At 68.1% G+C, this 25,043-nt stretch carries 22 protein-coding genes and 1 pseudogene; 12 read left to right on the forward strand and 11 right to left on the reverse strand.

Annotated features, from left to right (window positions below):
* Positions 1-167 precede the first annotated feature (167 nt).
* Positions 168-635, reverse strand: a complete 468-nt coding sequence (locus M9M90_RS02690) for a Dps family protein (protein ID WP_254835623.1) — start codon at positions 633-635, stop codon at positions 168-170.
* A gap of 20 nt (positions 636-655) precedes the next feature.
* Positions 656-865, reverse strand: a complete 210-nt coding sequence (locus M9M90_RS02695; RefSeq protein WP_254835624.1) for a DUF2061 domain-containing protein — start codon at positions 863-865, stop codon at positions 656-658.
* A gap of 187 nt (positions 866-1,052) precedes the next feature.
* On the opposite strand from M9M90_RS02695, the gene M9M90_RS02700 reads away from it, so the two are divergent.
* From M9M90_RS02700 to M9M90_RS02720, 5 genes are all read left to right on the forward strand, one after another.
* Entirely contained in the window at positions 1,053-2,324 is a 1,272-nt protein-coding gene (locus M9M90_RS02700) for an LLM class flavin-dependent oxidoreductase (RefSeq protein ID WP_254835625.1), read from the forward strand.
* A 13-nt stretch (positions 2,325-2,337) separates the two neighbouring features.
* Positions 2,338-3,114, forward strand: coding sequence for an alpha/beta fold hydrolase (locus tag M9M90_RS02705; RefSeq protein WP_254835626.1), 777 nt, complete (start codon positions 2,338-2,340; stop codon positions 3,112-3,114).
* 64 nt (positions 3,115-3,178) lie between these two features.
* Positions 3,179-3,388 carry a dodecin family protein gene (locus M9M90_RS02710; RefSeq protein ID WP_254835627.1) on the forward strand — a complete coding sequence of 70 codons (210 nt, stop codon included), beginning with the start codon at positions 3,179-3,181 and terminating at the stop codon, positions 3,386-3,388.
* Positions 3,389-3,462: 74 nt separating this feature from the next.
* A complete protein-coding gene (locus M9M90_RS02715; protein WP_254835628.1) occupies positions 3,463-3,801 on the forward strand; it encodes a cytochrome c5 family protein in 339 nt (112 codons plus the stop codon).
* Positions 3,798-5,192: a D-arabinono-1,4-lactone oxidase gene (locus M9M90_RS02720; protein WP_254835629.1), complete on the forward strand. Its 1,395-nt coding sequence runs from the start codon at positions 3,798-3,800 to the stop codon at positions 5,190-5,192. Before M9M90_RS02715 ends, M9M90_RS02720 begins: the two co-directional genes overlap by 4 nt.
* Before the next feature lies 1 nt (position 5,193).
* On the opposite strand, the gene M9M90_RS02725 is transcribed toward M9M90_RS02720, so the two are convergent.
* The 5 genes and pseudogenes from M9M90_RS02725 to M9M90_RS02745 all read right to left on the reverse strand — a co-directional run bounded on the left by M9M90_RS02725 (position 5,194) and on the right by M9M90_RS02745 (position 11,335).
* A complete protein-coding gene (locus M9M90_RS02725; RefSeq protein ID WP_254835630.1) occupies positions 5,194-6,429 on the reverse strand; it encodes an acetyl-CoA C-acetyltransferase in 1,236 nt (411 codons plus the stop codon).
* A gap of 152 nt (positions 6,430-6,581) precedes the next feature.
* A pseudogene (locus M9M90_RS21245) lies at positions 6,582-6,722 on the reverse strand (PEPxxWA-CTERM sorting domain-containing protein); the annotation flags it as partial.
* 664 nt (positions 6,723-7,386) lie between these two features.
* Positions 7,387-7,797, reverse strand: coding sequence for a GFA family protein (locus M9M90_RS02735; protein ID WP_254835632.1), 411 nt, complete (start codon positions 7,795-7,797; stop codon positions 7,387-7,389).
* A gap of 141 nt (positions 7,798-7,938) precedes the next feature.
* Positions 7,939-9,141, reverse strand: a complete 1,203-nt coding sequence (locus M9M90_RS02740; protein ID WP_254835633.1) for an acetyl-CoA C-acyltransferase — start codon at positions 9,139-9,141, stop codon at positions 7,939-7,941.
* A 112-nt stretch (positions 9,142-9,253) separates the two neighbouring features.
* Positions 9,254-11,335 (reverse strand): 3-hydroxyacyl-CoA dehydrogenase NAD-binding domain-containing protein, encoded by a 2,082-nt coding sequence (locus M9M90_RS02745; protein ID WP_254835634.1) that lies wholly within the window; start codon positions 11,333-11,335, stop codon positions 9,254-9,256.
* A gap of 174 nt (positions 11,336-11,509) precedes the next feature.
* Here M9M90_RS02745 and M9M90_RS02750 point away from each other — a divergent pair, with 174 nt between their 5' ends.
* The 4 genes from M9M90_RS02750 to M9M90_RS02765 all read left to right on the forward strand — a co-directional run bounded on the left by M9M90_RS02750 (position 11,510) and on the right by M9M90_RS02765 (position 16,015).
* Positions 11,510-12,286, forward strand: a complete 777-nt coding sequence (locus tag M9M90_RS02750) for an SDR family oxidoreductase (RefSeq protein WP_254835635.1) — start codon at positions 11,510-11,512, stop codon at positions 12,284-12,286.
* A gap of 61 nt (positions 12,287-12,347) precedes the next feature.
* Positions 12,348-15,431 (forward strand): YdbH domain-containing protein, encoded by a 3,084-nt coding sequence (locus M9M90_RS02755; RefSeq protein ID WP_254835636.1) that lies wholly within the window; start codon positions 12,348-12,350, stop codon positions 15,429-15,431.
* Positions 15,432-15,466: 35 nt separating this feature from the next.
* The gene (locus M9M90_RS02760) at positions 15,467-15,646 is read left to right on the forward strand and encodes a YnbE family lipoprotein (RefSeq protein ID WP_254835637.1); all 180 of its coding nucleotides are present in this window, start codon (positions 15,467-15,469) and stop codon (positions 15,644-15,646) included.
* 9 nt (positions 15,647-15,655) lie between these two features.
* Positions 15,656-16,015: a YdbL family protein gene (locus M9M90_RS02765; protein WP_254835638.1), complete on the forward strand. Its 360-nt coding sequence runs from the start codon at positions 15,656-15,658 to the stop codon at positions 16,013-16,015.
* A gap of 60 nt (positions 16,016-16,075) precedes the next feature.
* Here M9M90_RS02765 and M9M90_RS02770 read toward each other — a convergent pair whose 3' ends face one another.
* Positions 16,076-17,821, reverse strand: a complete 1,746-nt coding sequence (locus M9M90_RS02770; RefSeq protein ID WP_254835639.1) for a DUF885 family protein — start codon at positions 17,819-17,821, stop codon at positions 16,076-16,078.
* A gap of 168 nt (positions 17,822-17,989) precedes the next feature.
* On the opposite strand from M9M90_RS02770, the gene M9M90_RS02775 reads away from it, so the two are divergent.
* On the forward strand, positions 17,990-19,387 hold the full coding sequence (locus M9M90_RS02775) for an amino acid permease (RefSeq protein WP_254835640.1): 1,398 nt from the start codon (positions 17,990-17,992) through the stop codon (positions 19,385-19,387).
* On the opposite strand, the gene M9M90_RS02780 is transcribed toward M9M90_RS02775, so the two are convergent.
* Positions 19,384-19,815: a group III truncated hemoglobin gene (locus M9M90_RS02780; protein WP_254835641.1), complete on the reverse strand. Its 432-nt coding sequence runs from the start codon at positions 19,813-19,815 to the stop codon at positions 19,384-19,386. The genes M9M90_RS02775 and M9M90_RS02780 overlap by 4 nt on opposite strands.
* Positions 19,812-20,702: a dTDP-4-dehydrorhamnose reductase gene (gene rfbD, locus M9M90_RS02785; RefSeq protein WP_254835642.1), complete on the reverse strand. Its 891-nt coding sequence runs from the start codon at positions 20,700-20,702 to the stop codon at positions 19,812-19,814. Before rfbD ends, M9M90_RS02780 begins: the two co-directional genes overlap by 4 nt.
* Before the next feature lie 345 nt (positions 20,703-21,047).
* Between rfbD and M9M90_RS02790 the strand changes: the two genes are divergently transcribed.
* Positions 21,048-22,553: an MATE family efflux transporter gene (locus M9M90_RS02790; RefSeq protein WP_254835643.1), complete on the forward strand. Its 1,506-nt coding sequence runs from the start codon at positions 21,048-21,050 to the stop codon at positions 22,551-22,553.
* Here M9M90_RS02790 and M9M90_RS02795 read toward each other — a convergent pair.
* Positions 22,501-23,721: a serine hydrolase gene (locus M9M90_RS02795; RefSeq protein WP_254835644.1), complete on the reverse strand. Its 1,221-nt coding sequence runs from the start codon at positions 23,719-23,721 to the stop codon at positions 22,501-22,503. The two genes, M9M90_RS02790 and M9M90_RS02795, sit on opposite strands and share 53 nt — an antisense overlap.
* 145 nt (positions 23,722-23,866) lie before the next feature.
* Here M9M90_RS02795 and M9M90_RS02800 point away from each other — a divergent pair, with 145 nt between their 5' ends.
* Positions 23,867-25,027 (forward strand): amidohydrolase family protein, encoded by a 1,161-nt coding sequence (locus M9M90_RS02800; protein ID WP_254835645.1) that lies wholly within the window; start codon positions 23,867-23,869, stop codon positions 25,025-25,027.
* Positions 25,028-25,043 lie beyond the last annotated feature (16 nt).

The raw sequence follows: 25,043 nt of genomic DNA on the forward strand, positions 1-25,043 counted from the left end.
CCGCCATAGTCCGGATGGATCATGCGCCGCGTCGCGGGCGGCGCCAGTCTCCAGGCGTAGTCGGCGAGGCCTGTCCTCGCCGCATGCGGCGCCGTCAGGTGTCGTTGCCTGCGAGTCCAGCCGCCAAAGAACCTCCCCGGTCCGCGGCGGCTGGGCGTCGCTTGGGCCTAGATGTCGAGGGTCGCGCGCAGCATCCAGGCGTGCTTCTCGTGCGCGGTCAGCCGGTCGGTGAGAAGACCCGCGGTGACCTCGTCGCCGGCCTCCTGGGCCGCGGGCAAGGTCGCGTAAAGCGTGCCGATCAGGGTCTCGTGGCTGGAGATCAGGTCCTTGACCATCCCCTCGGCCTTGTTGGTCGGATCGCCGTCCTTGATCGCCGACAGCTTGCCGAACGACACGTAGCCCTGCGGAGCGAGCTCGCCCAGCGCGCGGATGCGCTCCGCGACCTCGTCGATGGCCGTCCACATCTCGGTGTACTGGTCCATGAACAGGGTGTGGAGCTGGGCGAAGTTCGAGCCCCGGACATTCCAGTGGTAACCATGGGTCTTCAGATAGACCGCGTAGGAATCGGCCAGCAGCCTGGCAAGGCCGTCGGCGGCGGCCTTGCGGGCGGCGGGATTGGGTCCGGCGTTGGTCATGTCTTCAATCTCCTTGGCTGTCAGGCGGTCGCGGAACGCGCCGCGTCGGTTCGGCGGCCGATCCGCTCCCAGACCCTCTCATGCACCGCGAAGGCGAGCGTCTGGAAGATGGGTTCGATCAGGCCTATGGCCAGGGCCGCGCGCCAGTCCCGTGTCAGGGCGAACGCCACCCCGATCGCCACCGTCATGTGCATCAGGCTGTAGCTCAGGGTTTTCTTGGCGGCGTGCATGGCGGGCATCCAATTGAGAATGGTTCGCAATATATCCTAAAGCGAACTTATTGGAAGCCTGTCGGCGATCAGTTTTTCTTCCGCGAGGCGGCGTCTGCTTATCGCCCGAAGTCGCTTGGCGTCCCGGACATTTTGGTTATCGTTGTTCACATGATCGCCCGACAGAGGCGGCGTGGAGGAGCGACCCATGAAGTTCACCTGGTTCAACCTGATGCCGTGGCCGTATCTGCCGGACGACTTCCGGGAGAAGAACCGCTCGGTCTGGGTCGATATCGACCAGAAGCTGTTCGACCCGGCCAAGAGCCATGAGGTCTACAACACCTACATGGACCTCCTTGAGTACGCCGACACGCTCGGGTTCGACGGCGTCGGGGTGAACGAGCACCACCAGAACGGCTACGGCATCATGCCCAGCCCCAACATCATCGCCGCGGGGCTGGCGCGCCGCACCAAGGACGCGGCCATCGTGGTCCTTGGCAACTCCATCGCCCTCTACAATCCGCCGATCCGCGTGGCCGAGGAGTTCGCCATGCTGGACTGCATCTCCGGCGGGCGGCTGGTGGCCGGGTTCCCGGTGGGGACCTCGATGGACACCAACTATTGCTACGGCCAGATCCCGTCCCTGACGCGGGAGAAGTACCAGGAAGCCCACGACCTGATCATCAAGGCCTGGACCACGCGCGAGCCCTTCGCCTGGAACGGCCGCTACAACAAGCTGCGGCACGTGAACATCTGGCCGCGCCCGATCCAGGACAAGCCGCATCCGCCGGTCCACATCCCCGGCGGCGGCTCGGTGGAGACCTACGACTTCTGCATCGACAACACCTATTCCTATTCCTACCTCAGCTTCTCGGGCTACCTGCGCGCCCAGGCCCTGATGAGCGGGTACTGGAAACGGGTCGAGGAGCGGGGGGTGGACAAGAGCCCCTACCGGGCCGGCTTCGCCCAGACCATCCTGGTGGCCGACACCGACGAGGAGGCCGAGCGTCTCTATTCCGAGCACGTCAGCTACTTCTACAATCGCTGCCTGCACGTCTATCCGGGCTTCGCCGACGCGCCGGGCTACCGGACCATCAAGACCATCCAGACCGGCGCCCTCAGCCAGTACGCGCCGCCGCGCGGCGGCTACACCCAGCTCACCTGGAAGGAGCTGACCGAGCAGGGCCACGTGATCGCCGGCTCTCCCGAGACCGTCCGCCAGCGGATGGAAGACCTGATCAAGGGCCTCAACGTCGGCAACATCTTCTGCCTGATGCATGTGGGGAACATGCCGGCCGACAAGTGCATGTATTCCACCAAGCTGTTCGCCGAGAAGGTGATGCCCAAGCTGCGGAACATGTTCCCCGACTGGGACGACGACAACCGCTTCTGGACCAGTCCCCTCGACAAGCGGGTGACCGCCGGCCGCCTGCCGAAGGAGGCGCCCACCGGCGCCGACCTCGCCAAGACCTACGCTTGAGGGGACGACGAACATGGAACTGAAGACCGTCCAGACCCGGCACGTGCCCGTTCGCTACCTGGAAGGCGGCTCGGGCCCCGACCTGGTGTTTCTGCATGGCGCGGGCGGCGTAACGGCCGAGGATCCGTTCCTGAACGCCCTGGCCCAGACGCACCACGTCTATGCGCCGCTGGTCCCGGGCTATGGCGACAGTGAGGAATGCCCCGAGATCCGCGACATGCTGGATTTCACCCTGCACGGCTGGGACGTGGTCGAGGCGCTTGGCCTGAAGGATCCGATCCTGGTCGGCCACTCCATGGGCGGCATGATCGCCGCGGAAATGGCCGCCCTCGCGCCCCACGACGTCTCGCGCCTGGCCCTGATTTGTCCGGCGGGGCTGTGGGACGACGACCATCCCGTCGCGGATCTCTTCTCGCTGATGCCCTACGAGATGCCGCAGATGCTGTTCCATGACGCGGAGGCCGGCGCCGCCATGCTGACCGCCGGGCGCAATGTCGAGGACCCCAACTTCCTGCAGACCTATCTGGTGACCAATGCGCGCCAGCTCGGCATGGCCGGCCGCATCCTGTTCCCGATCCCGGAGCGGGGCCTGGCCCAGCGGCTCTACCGGATCAAGGCCAGGACTGTCGTCGTCTGGGGCGACAGCGACCGCCTCGTGCCCCCCTTCTACGCCCACGGCTTCAAGAAGGGGATCGCCGGCGCCGAGCTGGTCTCGATCCCCGAGGCCGGCCACATGGTGATCCTGGAGAAGACCGGCGCCGTGGTGGAGGCGGTCAACCGGCTGGGCTGAGCCGCTTGCCGTGGCGTCGATTGCGGCGCTCAATGACGGTCGGGGGATGCGAAGGGAGAAGCCTATGAGCGTCTACCGTGTCACCGAGATCATCGGCACGAGCGAAACCGGCTGGGAGGATGCGGCCAAGCAGGCCCTGGCCGCGGCGGCGGGGTCATTGCGCGAGCTTCGGGTCGCGGAGGTGACCAAGCTCGATATCACCCTGGGGGCCGACGGGAAGATAGAGTCCTTCCGCACCAAACTCAGCGTCAGCTTCAAGTACGACCCGAGCTAGGGCTCCGCAGCGAGACTTCGCCGGGGACTCAAGGCTAAGCTAGGCCGGACGGCGAACGCTGCGGGAGGGACTCTTTGAAGCATCTTGCGCTGCTCGCGCTCGCGGGTTTGATCCTCTGCGCCTGCGGGGCGAAGGAAGGGCCGCCGGCCGACCCGGCGAGCCTCGCCCCGACTGACGCCCGGCTGGCGGGCCTGTACGAGGGCTCGTGCAAGGCCTGCCACGTCAATCCGCAATCGGGCGCGCCGCTCATCCACGACGCCAAGGCCTGGGCGCCGCGCTGGAAGCAGGGAGAGGACGTGCTGAGGGATCACGTGATCCAGGGCTTCAAGGCCATGCCGGCCGGCGGGCAATGCGCCGCCTGCACCCCGGACGACTTCCAGGCCCTGACCCGGTTCATGGCGGGCAAGTCGTGATCTCGCGGCGCGCGGCCTTGGCCGCCGGGGCCGCCGGCGTCGTGGGCGTGGGAGCGGGCGGAACCTACCTGGCGACCCGCGACAAACCCGAGCCGCCGTCCCCGCCCAGTCTGGACGCCGACAACCGCCTGCTCTGGCGCAACTGGTCGGGGATCGAGCACGCCTATCCCGCCGCCCGCCTGGCCCCGACGTCGGAGGCCGAGGTCGCCCAGGCGCTCAGGACCGCTGTCGGGCCCGTGCGCGCCGTCGGAGCCGGCCATTCCTTCACCGCCCTCGTGCCCACCTCCGGCAGCCTGATGACCCTCGACGGTCTCGCCGGTGTCGAGCGCTGGGAGGGCGACGAGGCGGTGGTCTGGGCCGGGACCCGGCTGGGCGCGCTGGGCCCCGCGCTGGCCGAGCGCGGCCGGGCCATGGCCAACCTGCCCGACATCAACAAGCAGTCCCTGGGCGGCTGCCTGGGCACCGCCACCCATGGCACGGGGAAGGCGCTGAAGGCCATCCACGGCGACGTCACCGCCCTGCGCCTGGCCACCGTCTCGGGCGATGTCCTGGACTGCGACGCCAATCAGAACGCGGACGTCTTTCAGGCCGCCAAGGTCTCGCTGGGCGCCTTGGGCGTTATCACCCAGGCACGGCTCGCGACCACGTCCAACCGCCGCCTGCACCGCCGCGTCTGGATCGAACCGCTCGAGGCCATGGTTGAGGCGGCCGAGGCGCGCTGGGACAAGCATCGCAATTTCGAGTTCTACGCCGTGCCGTTCACCGACCTAGCCGCCGGGATCAGCCATGACGAGACCGACGCCGCCGCGACCGTGCGGGCGGCCTCCACCGACGACGCCTTTCTCGAAGTGCTGAAGCAACTCCGCAATCTGACGCGGTTCTCCACTCCGATGCGCAAGGCCGCGGCCAAGGCCCTGCTTGGCTCCGCCGAGCCGGAGGAGGCCATCGACGAGGGCTGGAAGCTGCTTTCCACCGAGCGGCCCGTGCGCTTCAACGAGATGGAGTTCCACCTGCCGGTCGCCACCCACATGGCGGCGCTGAAGGAGGTGGTGGCCGCCATCGAGACCCACCGCCGCGACGTCTTCTTTCCCATCGAGGTTCGCCGCATCGCCGCCGACGAGGCCTGGCTCTCGCCCTTCCAGGGTGGCCCGCGCGGCTCCATCGCTGTCCATTGTCACTACAAGGACGAGTACGACTTCCTGTTCAGCCTGATCCAGCCGATCCTGCGCAAGCACGGCGGCCGCCCGCACTGGGGCAAGCTGCACAGCCTGAAGGCGACCGACCTGGCCGCCCTCTATCCGAACTGGACGGACTTCCTGGAGGTCCGCCGCCGGCTTGATCCGGAGGGGCGGCTACTGAACCCGTATCTGAAGGGTCTGTTCGGGGTCTGACCTAGATCCGCTCGATGATCGCGGCCGGAGCCATGCCGCCGGCGGCGCAGAGGGTGGCCATGCCGACGGTCAAGTCGCGGCGTTCCATCTCGTCAAGCAGAGTGCCCAGGATCATGGCCCCGGTTGCGCCGATCGGATGGCCGAGCGCGATGGCCCCGCCATTGACGTTGACGATGTCCGGGTTGACGTCGAGGTCGCGCATGAACTTCAGCGGCACCACGGCGAAGGCTTCGTTGATCTCCACCAGCTGGATGTCTTTCATCGACATGCCGGCCTTGCGCAGCGCCTTGCGGGCCGCCGGACCGGGGGCGTTCAGCATCAGCTCCGGAGAGTCGCCTGCCGTGGCGATGGAGACGATCCGCGCCCGCGGCTTCAGGCCATGCGCGCGGGCATAGTCCGGCGAGGCGATGACCACCGCGCCCGCGCCGTCCACCACGCCAGACGAGTTGCCGGCATGGTGCACGTGGTTGATCTTCAGGTCGGGATAGGTGGCCTCCACCAGGCGGCGGAAGGAGAGGCCTTCCTCGTCCAGCGGCATGTCGTAGAGGGCGGCGAAGGCGGCCTTGAGCTGGCCCAGGCCCTCGAGGGTGGTCTGGGGCCGCGGATACTCCTCGTTGTCGAGGGCAAGCGATCCGTCGTCGTTGTAGACCGGGATCAGGCTCTTGGAGAAATAGCCGTTGGCCAGGGCATGGGCCGCGCGCCGCTGGCTCTCGACCGCCAGCTTGTCCACGTCTTCGCGGGTGAAGCCCTCCAGGGTCGCCACCACGTCGCCGCACACGCCCTGGTGGGGCTGCGGATGGATGGCGCGCAGATGGGTGTTCAGGCTGTCGAGGGTCGGGCCGGCCTGCCGCTTCAGGGTCGAGCCGTGGGACATGCTCTCCACGCCGCCGGCGATCACCAGGTCCTGGGCGCCGGACATCACGCCCATGGCCGCCAGGTTCACGGCCGTCAGGCCCGAGCCGCAGAAGCGGTCCAGGCTCATGCCGGGCGCCTCGACCGAGTAGCCGGCGTCCAGCGCCGCCATCCGGGCGATGCAGGAGCCCTGCTTGCCGCTCTGGGTGCCGCAGCCGGCGATGACGTCGTCGACGTCGGCGGTGTTCAGGCCGTTCCGCTCGGCCAGCGCCTTCAGCACCGTCGAGAGGATCCGCTGCGGGTGGACATTGGCCAGCCCGCCCTTGTCCACCTTGCCCACGCCCCGCGGCGTGCGCGCCGTATCGATGATCCAGGCCTCGCCCATCGGAATATCCTCGCCTTGTCGCACCGCCTCGCGGGCGGAATTCGCCAGGACATTGGCCCCCCGTACGCCACGGCAGGCCAGCGGAATTTCGCGCCGAACGAAAAAGGGCCGCCCCGCAGGACGGCCCCCGATCGATCCGTGGACCCTTCGCCTCAGGCCAGGACGCGGGTCTCGCGGCGGCGGCGCAGGGCCGAGCCGGCCAGGCCGAACCCAGTGATCATCATGGCCCAGGTCGCGGGCTCCGGGACCGCGCTGCCCATGCCTTCCAGATTCACCCGAACATTGTCGATGCTGACATTGCCCTCGACGCTGTCGCCAATGAGCGAGAAGCCGCCGATGCCGTTGGTCGAGGTGACCGAGAAGTGATTGTAGGAGCCCGGGTCGCTGTAGGCGCCGGGATTGTAGGGGAGCACGACGGACAGGAGCGTGGCCCCGGCCAGGTCCCAGATCCGCAGCGTGGGGGTGGCGTATGCGGCGATGTCGATATCGAAGCTCGACAGGGTCGCGCCGAACGCGGCGTCGAAACTGATCACCGAGTCCGTGCCGTTACCCAGGCCGTCCGCGATCCAGAGGCCGTCGGGGTTGTTTCCCCGGTCGCCGCCCGCGCCGTAATAATTCTGAAGATTGGAATTGGTCGCTAGCCAGCCCGATTCCCACGCGGGGAACGGGGCCTCGAAATCCTCGATGAGCGTCGTCGCCATCGCGGGCGCGGAAACCGAAAGCGCCAGCACCGACGCTGCCGCAGCAAAACCAAGCCTAAAACGCATAGAACACCCCACTTGCCGCACAAACTTGCGAACAGAGCCCAGGACTCCGGGCCTGTTGAGGCTTGTTAATGATCGGTAAAGCCTGGCGGGACCGCCCCCTTTTGGGGGTGTGGCTGCGCCGCAACGTGAATTTTCCCGTGTGAGGGGAATGACTTGGCCAATGCGACAACGTCGGCCTTCGACGATTCGTTCAATCTTGAACGAGTCGAGTGAGGTCGGACGGGCGTGGGGCGTCTCGATCGCGTTCGTAGCGTGTCTCGACCGGAAACGGCGGCAGCCAGGATTCTCGGCGGACGGTCCAGAGCTCATAGGTCGGGATGAGCTGGTCGGGAGCATCCAGGGATCCAAGGTGCACTTCGATCTCGTCACCGCTGCGGGCGAAGACGGACGAGCCGCAGCGGGGACAGAAGTGGCGGCCGAGGTAGTCGTGGGTCTCGCCTTCCATCCTCACGGCGTCCTGAGGGAACACAGCCGCGGCGTGGAAGAGGGCGCCATGATGCTTGCGGCAGTCGAGGCAGTGACAGATGCCGACCCGGTCCGGGCGACCCAACGCCACAAGCCGGACGTCGCCGCACAGGCAGCCGCCCGTGAACTTGTCCATGCCGCGTCTCCCTGGTGGGCCAGATGTCATCCTGGCCGGATAGGGCCCCGCCGCCTAGCCTCGCCGGGCGAGTGGTCAAACGAAAAGGGCCGCCCCATCGGGGCGGCCCTACCGCGTTTCGGCTTCTGAAGCCTGTGTCGCCTAGAAGATCTCGAACAGGCCCGCGGCGCCCATGCCGCCGCCGACGCACATGGTGACGACGCCGTACTTGGCGCCGCGACGCTTGCCTTCGTGCAGGATGTGGCCCGTCGCCCGGGCTCCCGTCATGCCATAGGGGTGGCCGATGGAGATGGCGCCGCCCGAGACGTTGTACTTGGCGGGGTCGATTCCCAGCTCGTCGCGGCAGTAGAGGCATTGCGAGGCGAAGGCCTCGTTCAACTCCCACATGTCGATGTCGTCGATCTTCAGGCCGTTGCGCTCCAGCAGCTTGGGGATCGCGAACACTGGGCCGATGCCCATTTCTTCCGGGCCGCAGCCGGCCACGGCCATGCCGCGATAGGCGCCCAGCGGGGTCAGGCCGCGACGCTCGGCTTCCTTGCGCTCCATCAGCACCACGGCCGCGGCGCCGTCGGAGAGCTGGCTGGCGTTGCCGGCGGTGATGAACCGGCCTTCCTTGACGTACTGGCCGCCCTTGAACACAGGGGCCAGCTTCTGCAGGTCGGCGAGGGTGGTCTGGGGCCGGTTGCCCTCGTCCTGGGTCAGGCGGACTTCCTTTTCGGAGAACTCACCGGTCTCCTTGTTCTGCACCATCATGATCGAGGTCAGCGGCGCGATCTCGGCGTTGAAATAGCCGGCGGACTGGGCCGCGGCGGTGCGCTGCTGGGACTGGTAGGCGTACTCGTCCTGGGCTTCGCGGCTGACATTGTAGCGCTCGGCCACGATCTCGGCGGTCTCGAGCATCGAGGTGTGGATTTCCGGGACGTGCTCGTTCAGCCACTTATCGCTGGTGCGGTAGCGGTTCATCTTGTCGTTCTGGACCAGGCTGATGCTTTCAAGCCCGCCGCCGACGGCCACCGTCGCTCCGTCGTTGATGATGTACTTGGCGGCCGTGGCGATGCCCATCAGGCCCGAGGAACACTGGCGGTCGAGGGTCATGCCCGAGACGGTGTTGGGCAGGCCGGCGCGCAGGGCGGCTTGGCGGGCGATGTTGTTGCCGGTCGAGCCCTGCTGAAGGGCCGCGCCCATGACCACGTCGTCGATCTCGCCCGGATCGACGCCGGCGCGGGCCACCGCCTGGGCGATCACGTGGCCGCCGAGTTCGGCGCCGGAGGTGTTGTTGAACGCGCCGCGATAGGCCTTGCCGATCGGGGTGCGGGCTGTGGAGACGATAACGGCTTCACGCATGAAGGGGGTGTCCTGTTTCGTTGCTTAAGATCGACCCCGAACCTGACGTAGGGGGAGGTGGCGGGCAAAAAAGAGCCCGCCGGCGCTCGGGGCGCGGGCGGGCTCCTGGAACCTAGAGGTCGGAGAACTTCTTGCCGTCGGCGACGAGTTTTTCCAGCAGCGGCGCGGGCTTGAACTGGTCGCCCATCTTCGCCTGGAACTCCTGCATCTTGGCCAGCACCTTGGCGGGGCCGATCTGATCGCCGTACCACATGGGGCCGCCGCGATAGACCGGCCAGCCGTAGCCGTTCTGCCAGACTACATCGATGTCGGAGGCGCGGATGGCCTTGCCCTCTTCGAGGATCTTCACGCCCTCGTTGATCATCGGATAGATGCAGCGTTCCAGGATCTCCTCGTCGCTGACCTTGCGCGGATTGGCGCCCGACTTGACGATGAAGTCGTTGATCACCTTCTCGGTGAAGGGGCTGGGCTTGGCGTTGCGGTTCTCGTCGTAGTCGTAATAGCCCGCGCCCGTCTTCTGGCCGCGGCGATCGGCTTCGCAGAGCACGTCGCGGATGCTCTCGCCGTTGGACTTCTCCTTCACCCAGCCGATGTCGAGCCCGGCCAGGTCGCTCATGGCGAAGGGGCCCATGGGGAAGCCGAAGTCGTACAGCACGCGGTCGACGTCCCAGGGCATGGCGCCTTCCATGACCAGCTTCTGAGCCTCGCGCTGCCGCTGGCCCAGGATACGGTTGCCGACGAAGCCCGGGCAGACGCCGACCAGGACCGCGACCTTGCCGATCTGCTTGGCCAGCTTCATCGAGGTGGCGATGACGCTGTCGGAGGTGTGATCGGCGCGGACGATCTCCAGCAGCTTCATCACATTGGCCGGGGAGAAGAAGTGCAGGCCGATGACGCTCTCGGGACGCTTGGTCACCGAGGCGATCTCGTCGATGTTCAGGCCCGAGGTGTTGGTGGCCAGGATCGCGCCGGGCTTACAGATCGCGTCCAGCTTGGCGAAGATGTCCTTCTTGATGTCCATGCGCTCGAACACCGCCTCGATCACCAGGTCGACGTCGCCGAAGGAGTCCTCCATCGACAGTGAGCCGGTGATCAGGGCGCAGCGGTCCTCGACCTGCTGGGCGGTGATCCCGCCGCGCGAGGCGGTGCGCTCGTAGTTCTTGCGGATGGTGGCCAGACCCCGGTCCAGCGGCTCCTGCTTCTGCTCGACGATCACCACCGGGATGCCGGCGTTGGCGAAGTTCATGGCGATGCCGCCGCCCATGGTGCCGGCGCCGATGATCCCGACCTTCTTGATGGGGATCAGCGGGGTGTCGTCGGCGATGCCCGGGATCTTGTTGGCCGTGCGCTCGGCGAAGAACGCGTAGCGCTGGGCCGCCGACTGCGGGCCGCTCATCAGCTCGCCGAACAGCTTGCGCTCGACCTTCAGCCCCTCCTCGAAGGGCAGGTTCACCGCCGCCTCGATGGTCTGGATATTGTATTCCGGCGCCAGGAAGCCGCGGAACTTCCGCGCATTGGCCTTGCGGAACTCGGCGAAGATTTCGGGCTTGCCACGGGCGGCCTCGACCTTGTCGTTCTGGTCGCGGATGCGGGTGAGCGGGCGATTCTCAGCCAGCACTTTCTTCGCGAAGGCCAGGGCGCCCTCCTTGAGCTTGCCCTCTTCGACCAGCTCGTCGGCCAGGCCGCCGGCAAGGGCCTCCTTGGCCGGGACGTGGCGGCCGGAGGTCATCATTTCAAGCGCGCGCTCGGGGCCGACCACGCGCGGCAGGCGCTGGGTGCCGCCGGCGCCCGGCAGCAGGCCCAGGTTCACTTCCGGCAGGCCGAACTTCGCCGAGGGGACCGCCACGCGATAGTGGGCGCAAAGTGCCACTTCCAGGCCGCCGCCCAGGACGGTGCCGTGGATGGCGGCGATCACCGGCTTGGGCGAGTTCTCCATCATGTCCTGCACGTCGGTCAGGCTGGGCCCGGCCATGGCGCCGCCGAATTCGGTGATGTCGGCGCCGGCGATGAAGGTGCGGCCCTCGCAGATCAGCACGATGGCCTTGGCCGCGTCATTGGCGCCGGCCGCCTTGAAGCCTTCGTAGAGGCCTTCGCGGACCTTGGCCGACAGGGCGTTCACGGGAGGGGAGTTGAGCGTGATGACGGCGACATCGCCTTCCAGCGAAAGGTCGGTCACCGAATTGATCTCGGCCATGGGGCGCATCCTCGACTGATGGAAGGGGCGGCTCGTAAGAGTTGGCCGCGCTCGGATTCAAACGGCTGTTTATAGGCCTCGCTTGGCGCGCGCGAGTCAAAAATCCGTTGGGTTTGCGAGCCCCGAACCCGGGTCTATGAGCGGTGGGAACGATCACCTTAGGGAAGGCGCCACATGGCTCAGGGACTGTTTTCGCTGGAGGGCCGGGTGGCCCTCGTCACCGGCGGCTCGCGCGGCATCGGCAAGATGATCGCCAAGGGCTTCATCGACCAGGGCGCCAAGGTCTACATCTCCTCGCGCAAGCCCGGCGCCTGCGACGAGACAGCGGCCGAGCTCGGCGCCCAATGCATCTCGCTGCCGCAGGACGTCTCGACGGTGGAGGGCTGCCAGGCACTCGCCAAGCGCTTCACCGCCCTGGAGCCCAAGCTCGACATCCTGGTCAACAACGCCGGCGCCGCCTGGGGCGCGCCCTTCGATGAGTTCCCGGAGAGCGGCTGGGACAAGGTGCTGAACCTGAACCTCAAGTCGCCCTTCTTCCTGACCCAGGCCCTGCACAAGGCTCTGAAGGCCGCGGCCAGCCACGACCAGCCGGCCAAGGTGATCAACATCTGCTCGATCGACGGCATCCGCCTCAATCCGCAGGAGACCTATTCCTACCACGCCTCGAAGTCGGGCCTGATCTACCTGACCCGCCGCATGGCCGCCGAGCTGATCAAGGACTCCATCAACGTCACCGGCATCGCGCCCGGCGCGTTCGCCTCGGAGATGAACCGGGTGGCCCGCGACCAGGGCGACGAGATCGCCAAGCGCATTCCCTCGCGCCGCATCGGCCGCGACGACGACATGGCCGCTGCCGCCATCTACCTGGCCAGCCGGGCCGGCGACTACGTGGTTGGCGAGACCATCGCGGTGGACGGCGGGGTGGCCATGGCGACGACAGGCGGTCTCTGACGGCCACGCTTTGGGCGGTTTTGCGTTATGACCTGACGATCCCCTTTTGAGCGTCGTCCGATTGACCGAAACCGCCCCATCTCCGCCGGCCCGTAAAATCCCGTCGCGGGCCTATGCGCGATGGGCTGTCGGGGTGTTGGTGGTGGCGGTCGTCCTGGCCCTGGCCGCCGCCTACGCCGCGCGCCGGGCCCTGGCGCGCGAGGCCCTGGTCGGCTGGCTGGAGGCCCGCGGCGTGCCGGCCTCGGTGGAGTTCCGCGACTTCGAGCTGGGGGCCTTCGCGGCCCGCCTGCGGCTGGGGCCTGAGCGTGACGCCGACGTCACCGCCGAGCTCGCCGAAGTCCGCTACGGCTTCACCGGCTTCTGGTCGGGCGAACCGTTTGGCGTGCGGATCACCTCGGTGGTCCTGCACCGGCCGGTGATCAAGGCTAACTTCAAGGGCGGCAAGCTCAGCCTGGGCTCCCTCGATCCGGTCATCGAAGAGCTCACGCGGCGTCCGCCTAGGCCCGACGCGCGCCTGCCCGAGATCCGGGTTCGCGAGGGCGTCCTGCGGCTGGCCACCGACTACGGTCCCGTCCAGGCCCGCCTCAACGCCCAGCTCGCCGACGGCCGGCTGATGTCCCTGGATGCGAAGATCGGCGCCACCGCCCTGCGTGACGGGAACATGTCCCTGCAGAGCGGTCCCGGCCAGGTGAAGCTGGTCACGACCCGTGGCCGGGTCGACGTGGCGCTGAACCTGCCCCTAAGGCGCGCCCAGGTCGGCGGCCTGTCGGCCAGCGACGCCCAGCTCAAAGTCTCGCTCCGCGCGCCCTATCCCGATCTCGACCGCCGGCGCGCTGACGGGGAGGTGAGCGCCCGGATCGATCTGACGGGACGGCGGATCGTCTCCGGCGGGACGGAGCTGCAAGCCCCTCGTCTCGACGCGGTGTTCGGCGGCAGCGTCCGAGGGCCCCTGGAGGCCCTGATCCTGCGCGGCGACGCCGAAACACGATTGGTCGCCAAGGCCGCGGAAGTCTCCGCCGCCAAGGCGCGCGACCTCGATCTCAACCTGCACGCCCACGAGATCAAATGGACCCGGTCCGGCGGCGAGGCGGTGTCCGCCAACCTGTTCGCCGAGGCGAGGGCCGCGACCATCGATTCCGGCGAGACACGACTCTCCCAGGCCGTGGCCAAGTTCCAGGGGCCGGGGCGATTCGCAGGCGGCGTCGTCGAGGCGGAACTTGAGGGCGGACTAACGACTGACGGAGCCTGGACCGGCCTCGGAGCGCCCCGCACCGACGATCCGGCCCAGACAGCCGCCCTGAAGAAGGCGCTGCGGGGCTTCCATATGGAGGCGAGCCAGGTCTCCCTGCGGATCAAGGGCCAGGAGGTCATGGTCGCCCTGGGCGCCCCGGCGACCATGACCACCGAAACCGGCGGCAGGGCGATCCTGGCCGCCCACGGCGGGCCGCTCTACGCCGCCGGCCGGGGGGCGTTCCGGCTGAATGTCGACGGCGGCGGCCTGCCCAAGGCCGAGCTGCTCGTGCCGCGCTACCGTCTGATCTCGAACGGCCTGGTGGCCACGACCGCCCTCAAGGCCAGCGGAAGCTTTGGACCTGTCGAGGCAGGGAGTCTCGATACCGCAGGCGAACTGCGGGTGGCGAGCGGCTCGACCAGCTTCGTCGCCAGCCGCTGCGCGATGGTCGCCGCTCAGCGACTCGAACTCGGCGAGAACGACATCGAGGCCATCGACGCCAAGGTCTGTCCGGCGGGCGGGCCGATGCTCACCTTGGCCAAGGGCGGTTGGCGGCTGCGCGGACGGGCCCAGGGCTTGGGCGCCCGCGCGCCGTTCCTGGAGGCCAGGATCTCCGAGGCGGCGGGCGACCTCGACTTCCACGGCGCGGGCGAGGCCCTGGCCGGCCGCGCCGTGATCACCGCCGCGCGGGTGGACGACACGGCGGCGGAGACAAGGTTCCAGCCGGTGCGCGCCACCGGCGAGGCCTCGGCGGCCGATGGCGGTTGGACCGGAGAATTCGTGGTCACCGATCTCGCCGGTCGCCGGCTCGGTCAGGCCCAACTTCGCCACGCGGCCAACGGCCAAGGCGGCCTCGACTTCGACACGGGCGTGCTGGCCTTCGAGGACGGCGGGCTCCAACCGGCCAGTCTCTCGCCCATGGCCGCCATGGTCGCCTCGCCCGCCACGGGCCGCGCGCGGTTCCAGGGCCAGATCGCCTGGACGCCCGACACCTCGTCGAGCCACGGAACCCTGAGCGTCGAACGGATGGATTTCGTGAGCCCGTTCGGACCGCTGACGGGCCTGAGCGGTAAGGTGGCGTTCAACAGCCTGATCCCGCTGACCGCCGCGCCGGGCCAGAGCCTCAAGGCGGAAAGCGTCGCCACCCTGGTCCCGCTGACAGACGTGGAGGCGCGGTTCGGGCTGGAGGGCGAGGCCCTGACCGTCGAGGGCGCCAGGCTGGCGGTCGGCGGCGGGACCCTGGTCTTCGAGCCCTTCACCCTGCCGTTCAAGCCGGGCGCGACCTGGACGGGCGTCGTGAATTTCGAGGGGGTGCAGGTGTCGGATCTGATCGAGGCCTCGCCCTTCGGCGACCGCGTCGACCTCGACGCCCGGCTGAGCGGCCGCGTGCCCTTCGAGGTGACGCCGGAGGGGGTGCGGGTCTCGAACGGGAAGCTGGCGGCGATCCAGCCCGGCCGGGTGTCCATCCGACGCGAGGCCCTAATCCCCGTCTCGGAGGAGGGCGGCGCGGCCACGGTCGAAGCGCCCGGCGCGCCGCCCGGCGCGGCCGAGGGGATGGCCGACGCGCTCAATGCCGCGACGGCCCCCGGCCAGATCAACGCCTTCAGCGAATTCGCCTACCAGGCCATGGAGCATCTGGCCTTCGAGTCCCTGGACGCTGAGGTGAACAGCCTGCCCAACGGCCGCCTGGGCGTCCTGCTGCATGTGAAGGGCGAGCATGCCCCGCCGAAGAAGCAGGAGATCCGGCTGTCGATCATCGACCTGATCACCCGGCGGTTCCTCAAAAAGGCCTTGCCCCTGCCTTCGGGCACCAAGGTGGACTTGACGCTGGACACGTCGTTGAACCTGGATCAGCTCTTGAAGGACTTCGCCGACTATCGGTCGCTGCGCGGTTCACAAGCCGTTCAGCCGTGAAGCGCCACCTTCGCCGCGAAATTGGAGACGACGGAATGATAAGAGCCCCAGCCGCCGCGGCCGCCCTGATCGGCGTCTTACTCCTGGGGGCCTGCGCCACCATCAAGGTGGAGGTGGCGCCCATCACCATCTACGCCAAGCTGGACGCCGATGTCCGGCTGCGCCTCGACGACGACGTCAAGGCGCTGATCAAGCAGAACCCGAACCTGTTCTAGGAAATGACCATGACCTTCAATCAATGGCTGGCGCCGGTCGCCGTGGCGGTCGGAAGCATCACCTGCGCGGGCTCGGCCTATGCCGATGTCGTCGCGTCCAAGGCTGTCGTGGACGCCGCCAAGGCCGCCGGAATCGTTGGCGAGCAGAACGACGGCAATCTGGGCTTCGTGAAGCCCGGAGACGCGGCGACCAAGGCCGCTGTGGCCGAGATCAACGCCGGCCGCCGCCAGGTCTACGCCCAGGCCGCCGCCAAGAACGGCGTCACCGTGGAAGTCGCCGGCGCCTCGGCCTTCAAGACCGTGGTGCAGGAACGCCTGAAGCCCGGCGAATTCTACCAGGACGCCTCGGGGAACTGGGTGCGGAAGTAGATTCCATACGTTTCTCATCCCCCGGATCAGCCTGCGGCTGACCGGAGGATGACGGCCGCCTTATCGCGCCTTCTCCACCGCCACCCAGGCGTCGATCCGGCGCTCCAGCATGTCCAGCGGCAGGGGCCCGGCCAGCAGCACCGCGTCGTGGAAGCGGCGGATGTCGAACCTTTCGCCCAGCTCGGCTTTCGCCTTTTCGCGCAAGGACACGATCTTCATCTCGCCGGTCTTGTAGGCCAGCGCCTGGGCGGGCCACGAGACGTAGCGGGCCAGCTCCACCTCGATATTCAGCGGCGACAGGGCCGAGTTCTCCGCGAAGCATTTGCGGGCCTGTTCCAGGCTCCAGCCCTTCCAATGGATGCCGGTGTCGGCCACCAGCCGGCAGGCGCGCCACATCTCGTAGCTGAGCCGTCCGAACCGCTCATAGGCGTCGCGGTAGATGCCCATCTCCCCGCCCAGTTTCTCGGCATAGAGGCCCCAGCCCTCGGTGAAGGCGGTGACGCCGGCCTCGCGGCGGAAGGTCGGAATGTCCTGCGCCTCCTGGCCAAGCGCGATCTGCAGGTGGTGACCGGGAACCGCCTCGTGCAGGGTCAGGGCCGGCAGCTCATAGAGCCCGCGCTGGTCCAGGCTGGAGGTGTTGACCATGTAGCCCCCGGCGATCCCCAGCCTGGGATTGCCCTGGAAATAGCGGCCGGTGGTGTAGTTCGCCTCGATGGCGGCGGGCACCGGCCGCACGCCGTAGGTCAGGCGGGGCAGGGTGGCGAACCAGGCGGGCAGCTTGTCGTCGATGCGCTTGGAGATTTCGGACGCCTTTTCCAGCAGGTCCTCGCGTGAGGTCGCGTAGAACCGCGGGTCCGTGCGCAGGAAGGCCTGGAACTCCGGGAAGCTGCCCTTGAAGCCGGTCTCGGCGATGACGCCATCCATCTCCTGGCGGATGCGGGCCACCTCGTTCAGGCCGTTCTGGTGGATCTGGTCGGGGGTGAGACTGGTCGTGGTGTGGTCCTGCACCAGCCAGGTGTAGTAGCGCTCGCCGTCCGGCAACGCGCGGGCCCCCAACGCCTTGCGGCTCCTGGGCAGGTATTCCTTCTCCAGGAACACGACGAAACCGGCCTGGGCCGGACGGATCTTGTCGCGGACGACCGCCGTGGCTTCAGCGAGCAAGGCGTCGCGTTGCGCTTGGGGGACGGAGGTGGGCAGGGCCTTGAGCGGCGCCAGCATCGGGTCGGTGTCCAGCGGCGCCGCCGCCTGTTCACGGGCGAAGGCCAGCACCTTCTCGGTGGTGGAGACGGGCTGGGTGAAGCCGCTCTTGGCGCCGCGCCGGGCGTTGTCGATCTCGACGGCGTAATAGGCCGGCACGGCGTTCAGCCGGTCGATCCAGGCCCTGCCGTCGGCCAGGCCGCGCATCGGCGTGGAGGCGGCGAGATAGCCCATCGTCCAGTGGAAGCCGCCGTCGGAATTGAACGGCATCCGCGACTCGTCGAAGGCCAGGCTCGCCAGCCGGCGCTCGACCGCCCAGGTGAGGAATTCGCGGTTGATCCTGGCCTCGCCCGAGAGCACGCCGGGATCGATGGCCGCCAGGCGGGTCTTGAACCCCGCCAGCGCCGTCTTGCGCGCCGCGTCGGCCCTGGGGCTGTCGTCGGGCAGCCGTGAGAGGGCGGCGCGGTCGCCCTGGCTGGCGGCTTCGATGGGATCGTCGGCCAGGCGGAAGGCCTCGTAGTCTGCGACCACCCGGTTGAGGGCCGCGTCGTCGGCCAGGGCCGGGCTCGCGGCGAGGGTCAGGGCGAGGACGGCGAGCGCGTGGCGCATGAGGTCACCTTCAAGCAAGGTTTGGGGCGGCGCCAAGCTGGAGCAGGCGGTGGCCGGCGCCAAGGGCATTTTCAGCTAACGTCATTCGCCCAGGGGCGAAGAATCACCCCACTTCATGTGCTTCGCGATTAAGGCCATGCTCGCCGCGCCAAAACCGGGGGTTCCTTCATGAGTTTCGTCACACGCCGCAGAGCCATGGAGGCCCCGCATCACGAAGGCGACCACAAGCTGAAGGCCACGCTGGGGTGGGCGCATCTGATGGCGCTGGGCATCGGCGCGATCATCGGCACCGGCATCTATACCCTGACCGGCGTGGCGGCGGGCCTGGCAGGGCCGGCGGTGATCCTGTCCTTCGCGGTGGCCGGCGCGGTCTGCGCCTGCGCGGCGCTTTGCTATGCCGAGATGGCCACACTCATGCCCCAGGCGGGCAGCGCCTACACATATTCCTACGTCACCCTGGGCGAGATGGCCGCCTGGGTGATCGGCTGGAGCCTGATCCTCGAATACACCCTGGTCTGCAGCGCGGTGGCGGTGGGCTGGGCGGGCTACGCGTCGGGCCTGATCCAGCAGGCGGGCTGGCCCGTGCCGGCCTACCTGCTCTCGGGCCCGGAGGCCGGCGGCCTGGTCAACCTGCCGGCGGTGTTCATCGCCCTGCTGGTCACCAGCCTGCTGCTGGTGGGCACCCGCGAGAGCGCCACGGTCAACTTCATCCTGGTCTGCGTGAAGCTGGTGGCCCTGGCGGCCTTCGTCGCCCTCACCCTGCCCAGCTTCGACGCTGGCCACTTCACCCCCTTCGCGCCGTTCGGCTTCGGCGCCCAGGATGTCGACGGGACGAAGTTCGGGGTGATGGGCGCCGCGGCGATCATCTTCTTCGCCTTCTACGGTTTCGACGCCATCTCCACGGCGGCGGAGGAGGCCAAGAACCCGCGCCGCGACCTGACCATCGGCATCGTCGGGTCGATGGTGGCCTGCACCCTGATTTACATGATCGTCGCCGCCGTCGCCCTGGGCGCCTCGCCCTACGACGTCTTCTCCAAGAGCGAGGAGCCGCTGGCCTTCATCCTGCGCGAGCTGAACCAGCCCGTGGCCGCCTCGCTGATCGCCGGCGCCGCGGTGATCGCCATGCCCACGGTCATCATGGTGTTCATGTTCGGCCAGAGCCGGGTGTTCTTCGCCATGGCCCGCGACGGCCTGCTGCCGCGCAGCCTGGCCAGGGTGAACAAGCGCGGCGTCCCCTCGGCGGTCACCATCCTGACGGGGGTCATCGCCGCGATCATCGCCGGCGCCCTACCGCTGTCGCAGATCGCCGCCCTGGCCAACGCCGGAACCCTGGCGGCCTTCATCGCCACCATCCTGGCGGTCATGGTCCTGCGCCGCCGAGCCCCCACCCTGGAGCGGCTCTTCAAGACCCCGGCGATCTGGCTGATCGGCCCGCTGGGCCTGGTCGGCTGCGTCTACCTGTTTTCCAGCCTGACGGCGAAGACGATGCTGTTCTTCTTTGCGTGGAACGCCATCGGCGTGGCGGTCTACCTGCTCTACGGCCGGGCGAAGAGCCGGCTCGCCTAGGTGACCGGCGGAAGCTCGCCGCGCCGCGCGGCGATGCCGAGCTGGAGGCTTTGGCCGATCATCTGCGCCTTGGCCGCGAACATCGCCGCGGCTTCCGGCGTGCATACCTCGCGCAGGGTCTGGTCGAACAGCTCAAGCCACCGGACGAAGTGGGCGGGTTCCAGGTCGGGGATGGCGGCATGGACCGCCATGGGCTGGCCCTTGAACCGTCCGGTCATCAGCATCACCGAGGACCAGAAGTCGCACAGCTTGGCGAGGTGGACGTCCCAGCCGTCGGCGATCTCGCGATCGAAGATCGGGCCCAGGCGCGGGTCTTGCCGCACCCGGCCATAGAAGGCGTGCACCAGCTCGCGGATGACCGGCTCGGTTATGCCCACGGCCGCGGCCTCGCCGGCATGGATTTCTCGCGCTGAGGGCCGGTGGCTCACGCCTTGAGCGCCGCGAGCTGATCCAGGGTGTCCTCCATCGCCTCTTCCCAGGGGCGGAGCTGGACCCCGAACACCCGCTGCAACCGGCCGGAGCCAAGCACGCAGTTCAGCGCCCGCCTAGCGGGGGTCGGGAAGGCGCTGGTGGGCACGGCTTCGATCGGCGGCGGCTCGCGGTCCGGGAAGGCCATGGCGAAGATGGTCTTGCCCATGTCGTAGCGGCTGGCCACGCCGTCATTGACCACGTGCAGCAGACCCCATTCCGGCGCGCCGGCCGGGGCCCGGGCCAGGCGGTCCGCCTGGGAGAGGATGAAGGCCGCCAGGTCGCCGCTGGCCGTGGGTCGGGCCTTCTGGTCGTCCACCAGCCGCATCGGGGTCCCGGCCTGCGAGGCCTTGAGGAACCACTGCAGGAAGTTCTGGCCATAGGCCGAGAACAGCCAGGAGACACGCGCCACCAGCGCTCGATCGCAGCCGCCCAGCACCGCCTGTTCGCCCGCCAGCTTCGACGCGCCGTAGACGTGCAAGGGGTTGGTGGGATCGTCCTCCACATAGGCGCCGGCCTTCTCGCCATCGAACACCATGTCGGTGGAGATCTGGATCAGCGGCAGGCCCCGCGCCTGGCAGGCTTTCGCCATGGCTTCCGGCGCCCGGGCGTTGACCGCATAGGCCAGGTCCGGTTCGCTCTCGGCCTTGTCGACAGCCGTATAGGCCGCGGCGTTCAGCACCAGATCGATCGCGCCCGCGGTCTCGATCGCGCGCGCCACGGCGGCGGGATCGGTCAGGTCGACCTGGGCCCGGGACAGGGCGACCACCTCGATGGAGCCCTCCTGGCGGTCCAGCATCTCGCGCGCCAGCTGGCCGCTGGCTCCGAACTGCAGGATGCGGGTCATGGAGCGACCGCGCGACGCATGAGCGCCGATCCGCCGGTCTCGCCGGTGATGAGGATATTCATGCGACTTTTCCTAAGCGATGCGGCGCGACTTGCCATCCCCAAACCCGCCGGCGCCGCGCGGCCGAGCCAGTGTGCGACGCTTTTGTTCTGGCCTGCCAACCTCCCCGCCGCCTAAAGTCGCCCCGCCTGCTCCCCAGGTGATCATGCCAAGGAAAGCCGACGCCGCATTTCAAGGCGCAGGCGGGGTCGTGGGCGGCGCGTATTCTTCCGCGCCCTGGGGAGCGCCGTGGGTTCGACGACGAGAGACACTGCGCCCGCGAGTCCGGGCGGTCCGCCTCGGGGCATGCAGGACCTGACCACCGGTCCGATCGGCAAGACCCTGATCATGTTCGCCCTGCCGGTCCTGGGCTCCAACATCCTGCAGTCTCTGAACGGCACGGCCAACGCCATCTGGGTGAGCCACATCCTGGGCGAGGCGGCGCTGACCGCCACGGTCAACGCCAACAACATCTTCTTCCTGATGCTGGGCGCGGTGTTCGGCATTTCCATGGCCGCCAACCTGCTGATCTCGCAGTCGGTGGGGGCCAAGGATCTCCCCATGGTGAAGCGGGTGGTGGGCTCGTCCACCAGCTTCTTCCTGGTGTTGTCCCTGGCTGTAGGTGTCGCCGGCTACACCCTGACTCCGGCCGTGCTGCGGATCATGCAGACTCCGCCGGACGCCACGCGGGACGCGATCACCTATCTGCGGGTGATCTTCCTGGCCATGCCGTTCATGTACTTCTTCTCGTTCGTGATGATGGCCCAGCGCGGCGCGGGCGACTCGCGCACCCCGTTCTACTTCTCGCTGGTGGCCGTCGGTCTCGACGTGATCCTCAACCCGCTGCTGATGATCGGTGTCGGCCCCCTGCCGCGAATGGGGATCGCGGGCTCGGCTACCGCCACCCTGATCAGCCAGACCGTCACGCTCATCGCGATGATCGTCTATCTCTACCGCACCAAGTCTGTGCTGATCCTGCGCCCCGGCGAATGGACACTGCTGAGGCCGCAGTTCGAGATCATCCGAACCCTGGTGGTGAAGGGCTTCCCCATGGCCCTGCAGATGCTGGTCATCTCGGGCGCGGCGGTGGTGATGATCTCCTTCGTCAACGGCTACGGCTCGCAGACGGCGGCCGGCTACGGCGCGGCGATCCAGCTCTGGACCTATATCCAGATGCCGGCCATGGCGCTGGGCGCGGCGGTCTCCTCCATGGCCGCCCAGAACGTCGGCGCGGGCAGGATGGACCGGGTGAACCAGGTGGCGGGCCGTGGTGTGCTGATCGCCGCCGTCATGACCGGCGCCCCCGTGTTGCTGATCTATCTGGTTGAACCGTATGTGCTTCGGCTGTTCCTGCCGGCCGACAGCCCGTCCCTGCCGATCGCCATGCATATCAACGCCTATGTGCTGTGGGGCTTCATCCCCTTCGGCATGGCCTTCGTCCTGAACGGCATCATCCGCGCCACGGGCTCGGTCTGGCCGCCCCTGATCGGCCTTCTGGTCTCCATGTGGGTGGTGCGGATTCCCTTTGCCCAGCTGCTGGAGCCCTATCTGGGGGCCGACGCCATCTGGTGGAGCTTCCCTCTGGGCTCAATGGTCTCGCTGATCCTGGCGGCGGGCTATTACCGCTTCGGCGGGTGGCGCAAGGCCAGGCTGATGGGCGGCATCCCGCGCGGCGCGGCGCCCGACACCGGCCTTGGCCCCCCGTCCCTGGCCGAGGAGAGCGAGGCGGTCGAGGCCGCCAGCCACCTGCAGGACGAGCCTATGGCTCCATCAGGGCCGAATAGACCAAGGTCCGAAGCTCCCGCCGAATAGGATAGGTGCTGGACGGCAGGACCTGGGTCATGAACACCACCTGGATATCCTCAAGCGGATCGATCCAGAAGGCCGTCGAGGCGGCCCCGCCCCAGTAGTACTCGCCGGGGCTGGAGGTCAGCATGGCCGCGACCGGATCGAAGGTCACCGCGAAGCCGAGGCCGAACCCGACGCCCGCATTGGTCGCCTCCGAGAACAGCGACCGCGAAAGCTTGGTCAGGTCCTGGCCGCCCGGCAGGTGGTTGGACGCCATCAGCTTCAGCGTCTTGGGCGCGATCAGGCGCTGACCGTTCAGGACGCCGCCCGCCCCCAGCATCCTGCAAAACGCCATGTAGTCCTTGGCCGTGGAGACCAGGCCGCCGCCACCGGAGTGGAAATCGGGCGCATTCAGATAGGGGCTGGTCTCCGGATCGTCCTGCAGGTCCAGGCCACCGGCGGGGGTGGCGTTGTAGCAGGCCGCGAACCGCGGCTGCTGGTCCTCGCGGACGTGGAATCCGGTGTCGGTCATGCCCAGGGGATCGAAGATCCGCTGCTGCAGGAAGGCCTGGAACGGTTGGCCCGAGATCCGTTCGATCAGAACCCCCAGCACGTCGGTTGAAACGGAGTAGTTCCAGGCCTCCCCGGGCGAGAACTCCAGCGGGAGCTTGGCCAGGTGGTTCACGAACGCTTGCATGTCGCCGTCGCCGGTGGTCCCGCCGATCTTGAGCCTGCGATAGGCGGCGTCGACATTGGTGCGGTTCTGGAAGCCGTAGGTCAGGCCCGAGGTGTGGCGCAGCAGGTCGACCATCTGCATGGGCCGCGTCGGCGGCGTGGTCATGAAGTTCGGCGTCACCCCGGCGGCGAAGACACCCAGGTTCTTCCACTCCGGGATGAACTTCGCGACCGGATCGTCCAGCGCGACGAGGCCCTCCTCGACCAGCATCATGAAGGCGATGCTCGTGATCGGCTTGGTCATCGAATAGATGCGGAAGACTGTGTCGGTGGCCACCGGCTTGCCCCGTTCCCGGTCTGCCAGGCCCAGCACCGCCTCGTGAACCAGCTCGCCGCGCCGCACGATCTGGACCTGGGCGCCGGGGAGTCGGCCGGTTTCGATGTAGCGGGTCTCAAGGAAGCGATCGAGTTTCGCCAGGCGCTCGCTGGAAAAGCCGAGCTTCTCGGGCCGGGTCATGGGTGAGGTCCTTGCAGGCGTTGTCGGGCCAGCACCGTGGAGGAAGGCGGCGATAGAATTCAAGCACGACCTTGCGGCGAAGTCCGTTGCGTCCGCATGCTCTCGCATCTATTGGTGTTGTTGTCAGAAGCCGGAGGAACCCCAGATGACCTACGCCAGCGGGCGCGTCATTCACGACGCCGACAGTCACGTGATGGAGACGCGTGAGTGGCTCGAGCCCTTCATCGAGGATGCCGTCCGCGGCGCGCTGAAGCCGCTCTACGGCCGCGAGCGCAACCGCATCGACGACCTGCTGGACAGCGCCAGGGCTCGCAAGGCGGACTCAGAGGCGATGGAGAAAGCGTTCGAGAACCCGATCGCCGGACCCAAGGGCTGGGTCGCCGCCGGCGCCTTCGATCCCGAGGAGCGCAAGCGGGTGCTGGACCTGTTCGGCTTCTCCAGGCAGCTGGTCTTCGCGACGTCCTCCCTGCGGCCGGCGCTGTCGGCGAAGACGCCTGAGGCGCTGTACGCCGGCGCTCGCGCCCACAACCTCGCCATGGCGTCGTTCTGCGGCGGTGACGAGCGTCTGCTGGGCGTCGCCTACGTGCCGCTCGATGACGCCGAGCGCGCCATCGAGGAGGCGAGGGTCGCGCTGGACGCCGGCGCGGGCGCCATCTGGGTCTCGGCCGGCGCGGCCGGCGAGAAGTCGCCGGGCCATCCCGACTACGACCGCCTCTGGAGCTTGCTGGAATCGGCGGGCGTTCCCTTCGTGCTGCACATCGGGCCCGGCACCCAGACCCAGCCCAAGCCGTTCCAGAACAACGGCCGCGAACGGTCGCCGGACCTGCACGGCGGCGGCGAGAACCTGCGCTTCGCCGACTATGTGATGCTGGCCTATGCGCCGCAGATCTTCCTGACCGCCATGGTCTATGACGGGGTCTTCGAGCGCTTCCCGAACCTGAAGGGCGGAGTCATCGAGGCCGGCGCCGGATGGGCGCCCGAGTTCCTGCGCGAGCTGGACCTGGCTCACAAGAGCTTTGGCCGAACCGATCCCTACCTCAAGGCCATGACCCTGAAGCCGTCGGACTACATCCGCCGGGCGGTGAAGTTCACCCCGTTCCCCGGCGAGGACGTAGGCCGGATGATCAAGGACGGTGGCGCCGACCTGTTCATGTTCTCCAGCGACTACCCGCACCCGGAGGGCACCAACGACCCGCTTGGCCGCTTCGAGCGGACCATGGCCGACATCGATGAGGACGCAAAGGACCGGTTCTATCGCCGGAACTTCGAGGAAATGATGGGCCTCAAGGCGTTCGCCCCCGCCTGACGACCTCCTGGCGGCC

The organism is Phenylobacterium sp. LH3H17 (assembly GCF_024298925.1).
Lineage (GTDB): Bacteria > Pseudomonadota > Alphaproteobacteria > Caulobacterales > Caulobacteraceae > Phenylobacterium.

Coding starts and splice junctions, on each gene's coding strand:
- M9M90_RS02725 (WP_254835630.1), bottom strand. CDS start 6,429: ATGGGCGAGGCCTGGATCATCGATACGGCGCGCACGCCGCGGGGCGTG.
- M9M90_RS02770 (WP_254835639.1), bottom strand. CDS start 17,821: ATGCGCCACGCGCTCGCCGTCCTCGCCCTGACCCTCGCCGCGAGCCCG.
- M9M90_RS02690 (WP_254835623.1), bottom strand. CDS start 635: ATGACCAACGCCGGACCCAATCCCGCCGCCCGCAAGGCCGCCGCCGAC.
- M9M90_RS02790 (WP_254835643.1), top strand. CDS start 21,048: ATGCAGGACCTGACCACCGGTCCGATCGGCAAGACCCTGATCATGTTC.
- M9M90_RS02710 (WP_254835627.1), top strand. CDS start 3,179: ATGAGCGTCTACCGTGTCACCGAGATCATCGGCACGAGCGAAACCGGC.
- M9M90_RS02760 (WP_254835637.1), top strand. CDS start 15,467: ATGATAAGAGCCCCAGCCGCCGCGGCCGCCCTGATCGGCGTCTTACTC.
- M9M90_RS02740 (WP_254835633.1), bottom strand. CDS start 9,141: ATGCGTGAAGCCGTTATCGTCTCCACAGCCCGCACCCCGATCGGCAAG.
- rfbD (WP_254835642.1), bottom strand. CDS start 20,702: ATGACCCGCATCCTGCAGTTCGGAGCCAGCGGCCAGCTGGCGCGCGAG.
- M9M90_RS02700 (WP_254835625.1), top strand. CDS start 1,053: ATGAAGTTCACCTGGTTCAACCTGATGCCGTGGCCGTATCTGCCGGAC.
- M9M90_RS02705 (WP_254835626.1), top strand. CDS start 2,338: ATGGAACTGAAGACCGTCCAGACCCGGCACGTGCCCGTTCGCTACCTG.
- M9M90_RS02695 (WP_254835624.1), bottom strand. CDS start 865: ATGCACGCCGCCAAGAAAACCCTGAGCTACAGCCTGATGCACATGACG.
- M9M90_RS02775 (WP_254835640.1), top strand. CDS start 17,990: ATGAGTTTCGTCACACGCCGCAGAGCCATGGAGGCCCCGCATCACGAA.
- M9M90_RS02795 (WP_254835644.1), bottom strand. CDS start 23,721: ATGACCCGGCCCGAGAAGCTCGGCTTTTCCAGCGAGCGCCTGGCGAAA.
- M9M90_RS02735 (WP_254835632.1), bottom strand. CDS start 7,797: ATGGACAAGTTCACGGGCGGCTGCCTGTGCGGCGACGTCCGGCTTGTG.
- M9M90_RS02800 (WP_254835645.1), top strand. CDS start 23,867: ATGACCTACGCCAGCGGGCGCGTCATTCACGACGCCGACAGTCACGTG.
- M9M90_RS02750 (WP_254835635.1), top strand. CDS start 11,510: ATGGCTCAGGGACTGTTTTCGCTGGAGGGCCGGGTGGCCCTCGTCACC.
- M9M90_RS02765 (WP_254835638.1), top strand. CDS start 15,656: ATGACCTTCAATCAATGGCTGGCGCCGGTCGCCGTGGCGGTCGGAAGC.
- M9M90_RS02745 (WP_254835634.1), bottom strand. CDS start 11,335: ATGGCCGAGATCAATTCGGTGACCGACCTTTCGCTGGAAGGCGATGTC.